The sequence below is a fragment of the Cellulomonas algicola genome, from assembly GCF_019024305.1.
GTDB classification, from domain to species: domain Bacteria; phylum Actinomycetota; class Actinomycetes; order Actinomycetales; family Cellulomonadaceae; genus Cellulomonas; species Cellulomonas algicola.
Window position 1 is genome coordinate 57,160 of the sequence record NZ_JAHKSJ010000002.1, and the last position, 13,221, is coordinate 70,380.

General features: G+C 73.8%; 10 protein-coding genes. 7 read left to right on the forward strand and 3 right to left on the reverse strand.

Annotated elements, in window-relative coordinates; genetic code table 11:
* Nucleotides 1-59 precede the first annotated feature (59 nt).
* Both KOV94_RS00325 and KOV94_RS00330 read left to right on the forward strand, forming a co-directional pair.
* Complete coding sequence (locus KOV94_RS00325) at nucleotides 60-1,946, forward strand: AAA family ATPase (RefSeq protein ID WP_218050913.1); 1,887 nt, start codon at nucleotides 60-62, stop codon at nucleotides 1,944-1,946.
* A gap of 160 nt (nucleotides 1,947-2,106) precedes the next feature.
* Nucleotides 2,107-3,039: an Fpg/Nei family DNA glycosylase gene (locus tag KOV94_RS00330; protein WP_124343535.1), complete on the forward strand. Its 933-nt coding sequence runs from the start codon at nucleotides 2,107-2,109 to the stop codon at nucleotides 3,037-3,039.
* A gap of 4 nt (nucleotides 3,040-3,043) precedes the next feature.
* Here the strand turns inward: KOV94_RS00330 and KOV94_RS00335 are convergent, their stop codons facing one another.
* On the reverse strand, nucleotides 3,044-3,709 hold the full coding sequence (locus KOV94_RS00335) for a DUF1684 domain-containing protein (RefSeq protein WP_235843486.1): 666 nt from the start codon (nucleotides 3,707-3,709) through the stop codon (nucleotides 3,044-3,046).
* A gap of 226 nt (nucleotides 3,710-3,935) precedes the next feature.
* On the opposite strand from KOV94_RS00335, the gene KOV94_RS00340 reads away from it, so the two are divergent.
* The 4 genes from KOV94_RS00340 (at nucleotide 3,936) to KOV94_RS00355 (ending at nucleotide 9,888) form a co-directional block, all read left to right on the forward strand.
* Nucleotides 3,936-4,880, forward strand: coding sequence for an LLM class F420-dependent oxidoreductase (locus KOV94_RS00340; protein WP_218050914.1), 945 nt, complete (start codon nucleotides 3,936-3,938; stop codon nucleotides 4,878-4,880).
* A 417-nt stretch (nucleotides 4,881-5,297) separates the two neighbouring features.
* Nucleotides 5,298-7,010, forward strand: a complete 1,713-nt coding sequence (locus KOV94_RS00345) for a glycosyltransferase family 2 protein (RefSeq protein ID WP_124343537.1) — start codon at nucleotides 5,298-5,300, stop codon at nucleotides 7,008-7,010.
* Entirely contained in the window at nucleotides 7,007-7,738 is a 732-nt protein-coding gene (locus tag KOV94_RS00350; protein ID WP_124343538.1) for an HlyD family secretion protein, read from the forward strand. Before KOV94_RS00345 ends, KOV94_RS00350 begins: the two co-directional genes overlap by 4 nt.
* Nucleotides 7,735-9,888: a glycosyl hydrolase gene (locus KOV94_RS00355; protein ID WP_218050915.1), complete on the forward strand. Its 2,154-nt coding sequence runs from the start codon at nucleotides 7,735-7,737 to the stop codon at nucleotides 9,886-9,888. Before KOV94_RS00350 ends, KOV94_RS00355 begins: the two co-directional genes overlap by 4 nt.
* Nucleotides 9,889-9,910: 22 nt before the next feature.
* On the opposite strand, the gene KOV94_RS00360 is transcribed toward KOV94_RS00355, so the two are convergent.
* Nucleotides 9,911-11,263 carry a glycosyltransferase 87 family protein gene (locus KOV94_RS00360; protein ID WP_225915894.1) on the reverse strand — a complete coding sequence of 451 codons (1,353 nt, stop codon included), beginning with the start codon at nucleotides 11,261-11,263 and terminating at the stop codon, nucleotides 9,911-9,913.
* Between the two features lie 259 nt (nucleotides 11,264-11,522).
* The gene (locus KOV94_RS00365; protein WP_124343540.1) at nucleotides 11,523-11,747 is read right to left on the reverse strand and encodes a hypothetical protein; all 225 of its coding nucleotides are present in this window, start codon (nucleotides 11,745-11,747) and stop codon (nucleotides 11,523-11,525) included.
* 151 nt (nucleotides 11,748-11,898) lie between these two features.
* Here KOV94_RS00365 and KOV94_RS00370 point away from each other — a divergent pair, with 151 nt between their 5' ends.
* The gene (locus KOV94_RS00370) at nucleotides 11,899-13,215 is read left to right on the forward strand and encodes a uracil-xanthine permease family protein (protein WP_124343541.1); all 1,317 of its coding nucleotides are present in this window, start codon (nucleotides 11,899-11,901) and stop codon (nucleotides 13,213-13,215) included.
* The last annotated feature ends 6 nt before the right edge of the window (nucleotides 13,216-13,221 follow it).

A 13,221-nucleotide genomic window follows, 5' to 3' on the forward strand; every position in this document is an offset into this window, starting at 1 on the left:
TTGCCGGGCCTCCCACGTGCGCTGACGATGGAGCGACCGAGCCGACGGAAGGCGGACGCATGCACGAGGACGAGCTGGTCTCCCCGATCCGCAAGGGTGCGCACGACATCGCGCTCGACCGCGAGCGCATGCGTCGCCGTCGCGTGTACCGGCTCGCGGCCGTCGTGCTGGCGGCCGAGGCGTACGTGATCGTGAGCGCGCTGCTGGGCCGCGACCCGCTCCCGTCGCTCCCGGCGGTCGACCCGCTGGTCCTCGTCCCGGTCCTGTTCTTCGGCGCGATGCTGCTCCTGCTCGTCGGCACGCAGGTCGGGTCCGCGCGGTCGCCGCACCTCACCTACCGGCCCGAGCAGGTCGACGTGCGGCTCGACGACGTCATCGGGATCGACCCGGTGAAGGAGGACGTGCGCCGCTCGATCGACCTGTTCCAGACGCACCGCCAGTTCGCCGACCAGATGGGCGGCACCCCGCGGCGCGGCCTGCTGTTCGAGGGGGCGCCGGGCACCGGCAAGACGATGACCGCGAAGGCGATGGCCGCCGAGGCGGGCGTGCCGTTCCTGTTCGTGTCGGCGACGTCGTTCCAGTCGATGTACTACGGCGCCACGGCCCGCAAGATCCGTGCGTACTTCCGGGCGCTGCGCCGCGCGGCCCGCACCGAGGGCGGGGCGATCGGGTTCATCGAGGAGATCGACGCGATCGCGCTGCGCCGCGGCGGGATGCTCGGGGCGTCGTCGTCGCGGACCCTCGTCGGTGCGGCGTCCGCCGGTGCGCCGGGCCTCGTGACGAACGCGATGATGAGCGAGGGCACGGGCGGCGTCGTCAACGAGCTCCTCGTGCAGATGCAGTCGTTCGACGAGCCCACGGGCGGCGACAAGGCGTACAACCGGCTGGTCGCCGCGGTGAACCTGTTCCTCCCCGCGACGCGCCAGATCCGCCAGCGCCGCCCCGGACGCGCACCGATCCTGCTGATCGCGGCGACGAACCGCGCCGACTCGCTCGACCCCGCGCTGCTGCGGCCCGGCCGGTTCGACCGCCGGCTCATGTTCGCCGCGCCCGACGCGCACGGCCGTCGCGCGCTCGTCGACCACTTCCTCGCACGCCGCGCGCACGACGCGGAGCTCGACGACCCGGTCGCCCGCGACCGCGTGGCGGCGTCGACGAACGGCTGGACGCCCGTGATGATCGAGCACCTGCTCGACGAGGCGCTCGTGAACGCCCTGCGCCGCGGCTCGCTCACGATGTCGTTCCAGGACGTCGAGACCGCCCGCATCACCGAGATGGTCGGCATCGGCCAGCCCGTCCGGTACACGCGCGCCGAGCAGGAGCTCATCGCCACGCACGAGGCCGGGCACGCGGTGACCGCGTGGCTCGTCGCCCCGAACCGGTCGCTCGAGGTGCTGACGATCATCCGCCGCGGCGAGGCGCTCGGGCTGCTCGCGCACGGCGACTGCGAGGAGGTCTGGACGCGGTCGCAGGGCGACCTGCGGGCGCTCGTGCAGATCGCGATGGGTGGCTGGGTCGCCGAGGAGCTGTTCTTCGGCCAGACGACGACCGGCCCCGCGAGCGACCTCGCCGCGGCGACGCGCACCGCCGCGCAGATGGTCGGCGCGGCCGGCATGACCGGGTCGCTCGTGTCGTTCCTCGCGACCGAGAAGCCGCTGGTCGACGCGGTCGTGAGCGACGGGCGGGCGCGTGAGCAGCTCGAGCAGGTGCTCGAGGACGCGCGCGCGACCGTGCGGCGGCTCCTGTCGCGGCACCGGTACCTCGTCGAGGCGCTGCGCGACGCGCTGCTCGAGCGGCACGAGCTGCTCGGCCGGGAGATCACCGACGTGCTGGTCGCCGCGCACGAGGCCGCGACGCGGGCGTCGGGCGACGTCGTGCCGCAGCTCGCGGACGAGCCGTCGCGTCCCGCGCCGGCCGCCCTCCCGCTGGCGGGCCCGACCGTCTGACACACCCACCCGCGGGTCGACCGCCCGGCCCCGACCGCCCCCTCGCGGGTGCGACATCCGCTCGTCGTCGCACCCGCGGCAGCGGCACCCACCTCGGCGGCGGTCGGCGACGCGACGGCGACCGGGCGGGAGGCGGCAGCACGCGTTAGCGTGCGTGACCGTGCCCGAGGGTCATACCGTCCACCGCATCGCCCGCCAGTTCACCGCCGACTTCGCCGGTCACCGGCTCGCCGTGTCCTCCCCGCAGGGTCGCTTCGCCGCCGGGGCCGCGCGCCTCGACGGGCAGGTCCTGACCGAGACGGCCGCGGTCGGCAAGCACATGTTCGCGACGTTCGAGAGCGGCGACGTCCTGCGCGTGCACCTCGGCCTGTACGGCGCGTGGGACTTCTTCGGTGTCGTGTCGCCGATCGTCGACGGCCAGGACGTGCGCGGCTCGATGGGCGCGCCGCGGCTGCGCCGGGCCGTGCGGATGGGCGAGGACGAGCGCGAGCCCCCGTCGGCGGAGGGCGGTCTCGTCGCGTCCTTCCCGCCCGACCCCGTCGGAGCGGTGCGCGTGCGGCTCGCGACCGAGGAGTCCGTCGCCGACCTGCGCGGCCCGTCGGCGTGCGAGGTGCTCGACCCGTCGGAGGCGCAGGCCGTCGTCGACCGCCTCGGCCCGGACCCGGCGTCGACGGACGACCTCGACGCGGCGGGGCAGGTCGTCGTCGAGCGGATCACGTCGCGCGGCGTCGCGGTGGGGCAGCTGCTCATGGACCAGTCGGTCGTCGCCGGGATCGGCAACATCTACCGCGCCGAGCTGCTGTTCCGCGCCCGGCTCGACCCGCACACGCCCGGCCGCCGCGTCCCCCGCGAGGTCGTCCGCGCGATCTGGGACGACTGGGCGGTGCTGCTGCCCGACGGCATCCGCACGGGCGCCATGCTGACGCGCGAGGACCTGGACGAGGACGGTCGTGCCCGCGCGATCGCCGACACGACCGAGCGGCACTGGGTGTACGGCCGTGGCGGTCTGCCGTGCCGCGTGTGCGGCACCCCGGTCGTCGTCGAGGAGATGGCGGGTCGCAAGCTCTACTTCTGCCCCGTCTGCCAGCGCTGACCAGTCAGTCGGTCGCCAGGTCGGGGAGGGGGAAGGTGCGCTCGCCGACGGGGAGGTCGACGGGGACCGTGTTCGCGCGCGTGGCCAGGGGACAGGCCCACGACGGGTCGTACGCGCACGACGGGTTGTAGGCGAAGTTCAGGTCGACGACCAGCAGCCCGTGCGACGTCCCGAGGTCGGCGCCCTTGATCGTGTCGAGCACGTAGCGCCCGCCGCCGAACGTGCCGCCCGGCTGCCCGCCGCTCGCGTCGCGCACGGGCAGGAACAGCCCGCCGCCGTAGGACCGCAGCGCCCAGACCGCGAGGGTCCCCACGCCGGGCAGCTCGACGACGCCGGCGCGCTCGAAGGGCACGACGCCGTCGGTGCCGGTCGCGACGTCGAGCCGCTGCGGGTCGGCGGGGCGGACCTCGACCTCGAACCGGTAGGCGGCGTCGTAGCGCGCGACCTCGAGCCCGGCGAACGACGCGCGCGTGGGCCCGTCGAGCGGGGACGCGGGGTGCTCGGCGAACAGCTCGTCACGGCGCTGCACCCAGACGGCGTGCGCGGCGGGCGGGTCCTCGACGGCGATCCGGCGGACGTCGGCGTACGTCTCGGCCACGCGGCGTCGCCAGTCGGCGACCGCGAGCGCGTCGGCGGCCCGGGCGGACGAGGTCAGCGGTCGGTGCGGCACCCCTCCACCCTCGCACGCGCCCGGCGACCCCGCGCCCGCGCAGGACGCCTCTGACCGGCCCTCTCACCCACCTCACCCCTCACGACCACTCCCCTCCCACCCGCCTCTTCACGCCTGACCCCACCTGGCCGCGGGTGCGGCGGTCGCAGGTGCGGCAGTGTCCCGTGCGCCCCCACCACCGGTGGCGACGGCGTGCGGTGGCCGCGGTGCGTGTGAGGGTGGGGGCATGGATCTGCGCATCTTCACCGAGCCCCAGCAGGGGGCCACGTACGACGACCTGCTCGCGGTGGCGAGGGCCACCGAGGACCTGGGCTTCGACGCCTTCTTCCGTTCCGACCACTACCTGACGATGGGCGGCGACGGCCTGCCGGGCCCGACGGACGCGTGGACGACGCTGGCAGGGCTGGCGCGGGAGACGAGCCGCATCCGGCTGGGCACGCTGGTGTCGTCAGCGACGTTCCGCCACCCGGGGATCCTCGCGATCCAGGTGGCGCAGGTGGACCAGATGTCGGGCGGCCGCGTCGAGCTGGGGCTGGGCACGGGCTGGTTCGCGCAGGAGCACGCGGCGTACGGCATCCCGTTCCCGGAGAAGCGCTTCGGCATCCTCGAGGAGCAGCTCGCGGTCGTCACCGGCCTGTGGGGCACGCCCGGGGGGGAGACGTTCGACCATGCGGGCGCGCACTACACGTTGACGGACTCCCCGGCGCTGCCGAAGCCCGTCCAGCAGTCGCCGCTCGACCCGTCGAAGGCCGGCGTGCCGGTGATCGTCGGCGGCAGCGGCCCGCGTCGCACGCCGGCGCTCGCGGCGCGGTACGCGGCGGAGTTCAACCTCGCGTTCCCGGCGTTCGACGAGGTCGAGGCGAAGCTCGCGAACGTGGACCGTGCGCTGGAGGAGGCGGGCCGCGCGAAGGAGAGCCTGGTCCGCTCGGCGGCCCTCGTGCTGTGCGTCGGGTCGGACGAGGCGCAGATCGCACGCCGCGCGCAGGCGATCGGCCGCGAGGTCGACGAGCTGCGGGAGCACGGGATCGCGGGCACGGTCGACGAGGTGGTTGACCGCCTGGGACGGCTGCGCGAGCAGGGCGTGTCGCGGGTGTACCTGCAGGTCCTGGACCTGCAGGACCTCGACCACCTGGACCTCGTCGCGCGCGAGGTGGTGCCGCGCCTGGGCTGACGAGCCCGATCGGGTGAGCCGGGTCCCCCGCCGATGAAACCCGTTGCCCGGAGCGACGTCCCGTGTCTCGCGCCCTGAGACATGGGACGTCTCTCCGTGGACGTCACACGGGTGGCCTGGGCCGACGCCGCCACGCATGGCCACCTGCCCGTTCGTCCTGCGCGTTCATCTCCGGTTCGCCCGATCCGACCCGAACTGTGACCCGGCGCACACCGGGCGCGCGTGGACTAACCGGGCATACGTCCGTACGTTCGAAGACATCACGGGGCGGCGACGCCCGCCGGGAACCCACCCGACGCAACCGGGTTCCTGCGGCGCCTCCCGCTTCTCGTGGGCCCGGCGCCAGCGTCGCCGTCGCAACGGAGGGTTCTGTCACGAGCCCTCCGCTCGACCGGACGACCACCATGGGGGCGCTACGTGGCCACAACTTTCGACAGGCTCGTGATCGAGCCGCGCAGGACCGAGTCCGAGCGGATCAGACCGACCCGCACACCCGAGAACAACGAGGCCCAGAGCCCGTCGCTGCTGCTGCTCGTGCTGCTGGCGGCGACCGGCGTCATCGTCTACGCGATCTTCCTGCTCAACCCGGCCAACCGGGGTGACTGGCTGCCGTACGTGATGGTCATGCTCGCGGAGACGGTGCTCGTGGTCCACGCGCTGCTGGCGATGTGGACCGTGCTGTCCAGCGGGCACAACCCGCGCAACTTCGGGTTCCACCTCGCGCAGGACAGGCTGTACGACATCGCGGAGATCGTCCGCGACAAGACCGAGAAGCGTCCGCAGGACTGGCGGATGTACCTCCAGGAGTGGCCGATCAGCGTCGACGTCTTCATCACGACGTACGGCGAGGACCTGGACACCATCCGACGCACCGTCACGGCGGCCGTCGCCATGCAGGGCCGCCACGACACCTACGTGCTCGACGACGGCCGCAGCGACGAGGTCCGCGACCTCGCCGCCGAGCTCGGGGCCCGCTACGTGCGGCGCCTGTCGAGCAACGGCGCGAAGGCCGGCAACATCAACCACGCGCTGTCCCTGACCCGCGGCGACTTCTTCGTCGTGTTCGACGCGGACTTCGTGCCGAAGCCCGAGTTCCTGCACGAGACGGTGCCCTTCTTCGCGACGGACGACGTCGCGTTCGTGCAGACCCCGCAGACGTACGGCAACCTGCACACGATCATCTCCCGCGGCGCCGGCTACATGCAGGCCGTGTTCTACAAGTTCGTCCAGCCGGGCCGGAACCGGTTCAACGCCGCGTTCTGCGTCGGCACCAACGTGATCTTCCGCCGCGCCGCGATCGACTCCATCGGCGGCATCTACTCCGACTCGAAGTCGGAGGACGTCTGGACGTCGCTCATGCTCCACGAGAAGGGCTGGCGGACGATCTACATCCCCACGACCCTCGCCGTGGGTGACACGCCCGAGACCGTCGAGGCGTACACGAAGCAGCAGCTCCGCTGGGCGACCGGCGGCTTCGAGATCATGCTCACCCACAACCCGCTCTCCCGGAAGCGTCGCCTGACGATGGACCAGCGGCTCATGTACACGGTGACCGCGACGCACTACCTCACGGGGATCGCACCGCTGCTCCTGCTGCTCGTGCCGCCGCTGCAGATCTTCTTCGACCTCACCCCGATGAACCTGTCGATCACGCCCGGCCAGTGGGCGCTGTACTACGCCGGGTTCTACGTCATGCAGATCATCCTGGCCTTCTACACGCTCGGCTCCTTCCGGTGGGAGGTGCTGCTGCTCGCGTCCGTGTCGTTCCCGATCTACACGAGGGCCCTGGTCAACGCGATCTTCCGCAAGGACCAGAAGTGGCACGTCACCGGCCAGAAGGGCGCCTATCGCTCGCCGTTCGCCTTCATGCAGCCGCAGGTCATGTTCTTCGTGTTCCTGCTGCTCACCACCGTCGTCGGCGTCTGGAAGGACCTCGGCAACGGCTACCTGAGCCTCGCGCTCGCCTGGAACGCGACGAACACGCTGATCCTCGGCGGTTTCGTCATCACCGCCTGGAAGGAGGGGCACGCCGGCCGTCTCGCGGCCCGCGCCGCCCGCGCCGACCAGGAGTCCACCCGTCGCAACGACGCGGCCGACCCGAAGCTCGCACTCACCGGAGGTGCCGCATGACCTGGGCCAGCCGCATCCGACTCGTCGTCGGCGTGATCGTCGTCGCGATGATCGCCGCGCTCGCGACGTACCAGCTCAACGAGACCCGGGGGGTCGCGACGAGCGACTCCGCGCAGATCCTCGCCCGCACGTACAGCGTCGGGACCCCGTACTCGGGTCTCGTCGTCGACCAGAAGGTCGACGTGGGCGACACCGTGAAGACGGGCGACCCGCTGTTCGTCATCGACTCCGCGACCCTGCAGTACGACATCCGCAACGGCTTCGCCCGCCAGGCGACCGAGGCCACCCAGATCGACCCCGACGGCAAGCTCGTCATCCTCGCGACGGGCGACGGCACGGTCACCAAGGTCGGCTCCGAGCGCGGCACGTTCGTGCAGTCGGCGTCCGAGCTCGCCACCGTCCAGCGCGCCGGCACGCTCTACGTGCAGGCCGAGTACCGGCTGTCCGCCAAGGAGTACGCCCGCGTCCCGGACGGCGCCGACGTGACCGTCGTGCTGCCCGACCAGCGGGAGATCGCCGCGACGGTCGAGCGGAACGACGTCGAGACCGTCGGCGGGCAGGCGCAGGCCGTCTTCACCATCACGGGCGACGAGCTCGTGGAGGGTGACGGTGACGGGCTCGTCTCGGCCGGCACCCCCGTGACCGCGGAGCTCCACCTCACGAACGACGGGGTGGTCACCCGCACCGCCGACTCCGTCAAGACCTACCTGAAGGGCCTCTTCGGATGACGGCACGCACCACGGACCACCCGCCCCTGTCCCCGCCCGCACCGGCGCCCCGTCGCCGCCGCTGGCTGATCGCCGGGATCGCCGCCCTCGCGGTGGTGACCCTCGCCGCGGTCGTCGTGCTCGTCGGCCCGTGGGGGCGCAGCGCCCCCGCGGCCGGCGGGTCCGGCGGCGGTTCCGCACCGGACGCCCCGGTCGCCGGCCCGCCCGACGCCCGCACCCCGGAGGTCGACACGGCCGCGCTGACGGCCGGCGTCGAGCAGAAGGCGGTCGGCAAGATCGCGCCCGTGCGCCTCGCCGAGGGCGTCGTCCCGCCGACGAACCGCTGGTACAGCGGGCTCGTGTTCGGCGACGAGCCGCAGCCGGTCTTCGCGCAGCCGGTCTCGTTCGCGCTCACCGACACCGGCTTCACGCTCGGCCTGCCGAACCCGGTGGCCAGCGACAAGGCGGTCGTCGCACCGCACGTCCCGGCCGTGACCGTCGACGCGGGCGCCGCGTCCGCACAGGTCAGCGCCGCCGACCCCGTCAGCGTGACCGTCGACCTGCTCGACGCGACCGGCGCGGTGCTGGGACACGTCGTCCTCGCCGAGGGCTCGCCGTTCGTCAGCCTGACGGCCGAGCGGGACCTCACGCTGGACGCGACCGCCGAGGGCGGCTCGTTCTCGGGCGGCGGCGACGGCGAGCCGGCGACGGCCACCGTCGCGGGCACCGACTGGGCGCTCGTCGGCGCCGAGGGCGGCTCGACCACCCTCGCCGCGGGCGACACCGCGACCTGGTACCCCGTCCCGCAGGACGCGGACGCCGACGCGGCCGCCACCCTCGCCACCGCCGCCGCCGACCCCGTCACGGGGGTCGACGTCACCTACGGCGTGGACGACGACGTGGCCCGCACGACCCTCACGTACAACACCGCCGGCGGCACGCCGTCGGCCTACGTGCTCGCGCCGCACCAGCGCACCGGCACCCAGCCGGAGCGCGACGGCTGCGACCTGGGCACCTACCCGAGCGTGTACGGCACGCTCGAGCTCTGCGCCGGCTCGCACCTGTCGGCGTTCGCGCCCACCGTGCGGCCCACGGGTGCGCTCGACCTCGACGGCGTCCCCGACGACCGTCGGACCGCGATCGTCGACGCCCTGCGCGCCGACGTCGCGGCCACCGAGCCGTTCCCGTCGGACACGTACTTCGGCGGGAAGGCGCTGTTCCGCGCGGCGTCCCTCGTGACGCTGGGCGAGCAGCTCGGCGCCGACGACGTGGTGGCCGACCTGCGCACCCGGACGACCGACGCGCTGCGCGAGTGGGCGGAGCCCGACGGCTGCGCCGAGCGGGACGCACGCTGCGTCGTCTACGACGCGGCCGCCCGGTCCGCGATCGGTCTCACGCCCTCGTTCGGGTCGGACGAGCTCAACGACCACCACTTCCACTACGGGTACCTCCTCGCGGCGGCGGGTCTGCTGTCGGCCGACGACGAGAAGCTCGCGGACGACCTCGCGCCGGTCATGGACCTGCTCGCGGCGGACATCGCCTCGGCGACGCCGTCCGACGAGCTGCCGCAGCTGCGGTCGTTCGACCCGTGGTTCGGTCACTCGTGGGCGTCGGGCACGTCGCCCTTCGCGGACGGCAACAACCAGGAGTCGTCCTCGGAGGCCGTCAACGCCTGGAACGGCCTCGGGCTGTGGGCACAGGCGTCCGGGCAGGACGACCTCGCGACGCAGGCGGCGTGGATGACCTCCACGGAGGCCGCGTCGGCGCGCGCGTACTGGACGGCCCCCGACCTGGACGACCCGTCGCTCGACGGGTTCGGCCACGAGGTGTTCTCGATCAGCTGGGGCGCGAAGCGTGACTACGCGACGTGGTTCAGCCCCGAGCCGTCGGCGATCCTCGGCATCCAGCTCATCCCCATGGGCCCGGTGCAGATGTCGCTCGCGACCGGGGTCGACCCCGAGCGGATCTCGGCCGCCGTCGAGGAGTCCGGGTTCACCGGGCCGCTCGCCGACTACGTCGTGACCTACTCCGCGCTCGCGGGGACGGACGCGGCGGAGAAGGCGTGGACGACGGCCACCGGGCTGTCGGAGGACGCGATCGACGACGGGTCGTCCCGCGCGTCGATGCTCGCGTTCATCGCGTCGGCGCAGGCGCACCCGCCCCGCAGCTGACGCGCCGCGTCACGGCATGTCGTCAGACGGCGTCGCTCGCCTCGTGCAGCGGCGCCGTCTGCGGCGTCCGGGCCGCGACCGCGTCGACGGCCCCGCCGCCGTCGAGCACGGGCGGCAGGTCGTGCGCGGGCGGCCGCAGCAGGGCGCGCGCGGTCATGACGAGCAGCACGACGAGCGCGACGTTGCGCGCGGCGAGCACGGCCGTGACGAGCAGCCCGCCCCCGAGGATCTGGTCGTACCCCCACGGGAAGACGACCTGTGTCGCGGCGGCGACGCCGGCGACGGTCCACGCCGTCCCGCGCCACCCGGGCAGCCGCAGCGCGAGCGCGACGGCGACGGGCGGGGCGAGCCACCCGATGTACTGCGGCGACCCGACCTTGTTGAAGACGATGGTCGCGAGGACCAGCAGCAGGGCCCCGCGCGCGACGAGCTCGCGCTGCGCGACCGCGTCCTCCCAGAACCGGTCGCCGAGGTGCCGGCGACGCCACCACAGCAGCACCGCGCACGCCGCGAGCCCGACGAAGAACAGCGCGCCGAGCGCGTCGGCCGCCCCTGCTGTGCCCGGCCCGGACACCTCCCACGTGACGATCGGCTCGTTGAGGTGCCGGCGCACGGCGTCGCTGAACACGCCGACGAGCACCCACGGCGTCGCGCCGACGGCCTCGATCTGCAGCCCGCGCTCCTCCTGCTCGCCGAGGAACGACGCGACGTGCGCCCCGCCCCCGAGCGCGAGCACGGCGCCCACGACGACGACGCTGACGACCGCGGCGGGCAGCACGACGTCGCGCCACGGCCGCCGGACCGCGACGACGACCGCGAGCAGCAGCGCACCCGGCGCGACCTTGATCCAGGCGGCGACCGTGAGCAGCACGGACGACACGCGCGGGTGCCGCAGCGTGACGGCGAGCGCGACCACGACGACGGGTGCGACGACGGCGTCCAGCCGGCCCATCGCGATCGGTCCCAGCAGCGCGAGGAACCCGATCCACCACCACGCCCCGGTGGTCGTGCGGGGCTCGTGCGGGCGCCGGCCGGTGCTGCCGACCGGGCGCGCGAGCCGCGGCGCGTGCAGCAGGACCCCGAGCGCGACCGCGTCGAGCGCGGTCACCAGGACCGCCCAGGTCGCCGCGTACTCCGGGCCCGTCCACTGCCCGGTGACCGCGGCGGCGAGCATCGGGAGGATCGCGCCGACCGGGTACACCCAGTCGCCCGACAGCACGGGCCACTGCCCCTCGTGCACGCCGAGCCACATCCAGTACCGGTAGAGCTCGAGGTCCCAGAACGCCTTCTGCGGGATGAGCACGACGCCGACGTACGCGAGCCACGCGTGCACGGCGAGGAACGCGACCCAGACGGCCGTCAGGGAGCGCAGCAAGCGGTGCAGGGGAGCCTCCGGCGGCCGTACGGGACGAGGGCGGACGAGCGGCCCCAGGCTATCGGGGCGTCAGGTCCGCCGTGCCGGGCTTCCACACCCGCGACGCCGGGCGTGCCGGTCCGGCTTCCACAGCCGCGGCGCCGTGCGCGCCGGTCCGGCTGCCACGCCGGCGACGACGGCTGAGCCGACCGGACGGCCCACGGCACGCCGACGGTCCGACCCGCGGCACGAGCCACGCGAGCCGGACCGGACGCGCCGCCTACTCCTGGACGGGCCGCGCCGGCGGCGGCGGCACCGCCGGGCCGGCACCGACGACGGGGACGACGCGCGGCGTCGAGTCGTCGATGTAGCTGCTGTCCTGCACGTCGGCGTCGTCGGGTGCGGGTGCGGCGTGCGGAGCCGTGTCACGGACGGGGTCCGGTGTACCGCCGGGGATGACGCCGGACGGGGCGGGGCGGCTCTCGGGGACGTCGGGCTCGGTCATCGTGGACTCCTCCTCGGTGGGTGGGTCGCGCTCCTTGCCGCTCACCGTGGCACGGGGGACCGCGGTCCGCGCGTCGAGCGCCGACGGGGCCGTACCCTGCGGTGCAGCCGGCGCAGGGAGAGGGCCGGCGACGACGTGACGGGAGCGGTTGATGGCGGGTCTGGGCTGGTCGGTGCACGGCGACGGGCGGAACGTGCGACCGGGCGAGGTGGTCTCCCCGGACGAGCGGCTCACGTGGCCACGCACGGTCGGGATCGGTCTGCAGCACGTCGTCGCGATGTTCGGCGCGACGTTCGCCGTGCCGCTCATCACCGAGTTCTCCCCGCAGACGACGCTGTTCTTCTCCGCGATCGGCACCGTCGCGTTCCTGCTGATCACGCGCAACAGGCTGCCCAGCTATCTCGGCTCGAGCTTCGCGTTCATCGCCCCCGTCGTCGCGGCCACCGCGAGCGGCGGGCAGTCCGTCGCCGTCGGCGGCATCCTCGTGACGGGCCTGGTGCTCGCCGCGGTCGGCGCGGTCGTGCACGTCGCGGGGTCGCACTGGATCGAGGTCGTGATGCCGCCGGTCGTGACCGGTGCGATCGTCGCGCTCATCGGCTTCAACCTCGCGCCGGTCGCGTGGGGCTCGGTCCAGAAGGCGCCGCTCACGGCGATCGTCACGCTCGCGGCGATCGTCCTCACGACGGTCCTGTTCCGCGGCATCCTCGGCCGGCTGTCGATCCTCGTCGGCGTGGTCGTCGGCTACGTCGCCGCGCTGCTGCAGGGCCAGGTCGACTTCACGCGCTTCCGCGAGGCCGCCTGGGTCGGCCTGCCGCCGTTCACCGCGCCGTCGTTCGACCTCGAGATCCTCGGCCTGTTCGTCCCCGTGGTCCTGGTGCTGGTCGCCGAGAACGTCGGCCACGTGAAGTCCGTCGCCGCGATGACGGGCCGCGACCTCGACCCGCTCACCGGCCGCGCGCTCTTCGCCGACGGCGTCGCGACCTCGCTCGCCGGCCTCGGCGGCGGGTCGGGCACGACGACGTACGCGGAGAACATCGGCGTCATGGCGGCGACGCGCGTGTACTCGACGGCCGCGTACTGGGTCGCCGCGGGCGGCGCGCTCGTGCTCAGCCTGTCCCCGAAGTTCGGCGAGCTCATCAAGACGATCCCCGACGGGGTGCTCGGCGGGGCCACGACGATGCTCTACGGCATGATCGGGCTGCTCGGCGCCCGCATCTGGATCCAGGCGCGCGTCGACTTCTCGAACCCCGTCAACCTCGTGCCCGCCGCGATCGCGCTGGTCGTGGGTGTCGCCAACTACACCTGGGTCGTCGGCGAGCTGCGGTTCGAGGGCATCGCGCTCGGCACCGCGACCGCGATCGGGCTCTACCACCTCATGCGCGTCGTGGCCCGCTGGCGCGGCACCGGCGAGGAGCCGGCGACCCCGGCCTCGGTGCCCTCGGCGGAGGAGCGGCGCGACCGCGCGTAGACCAGG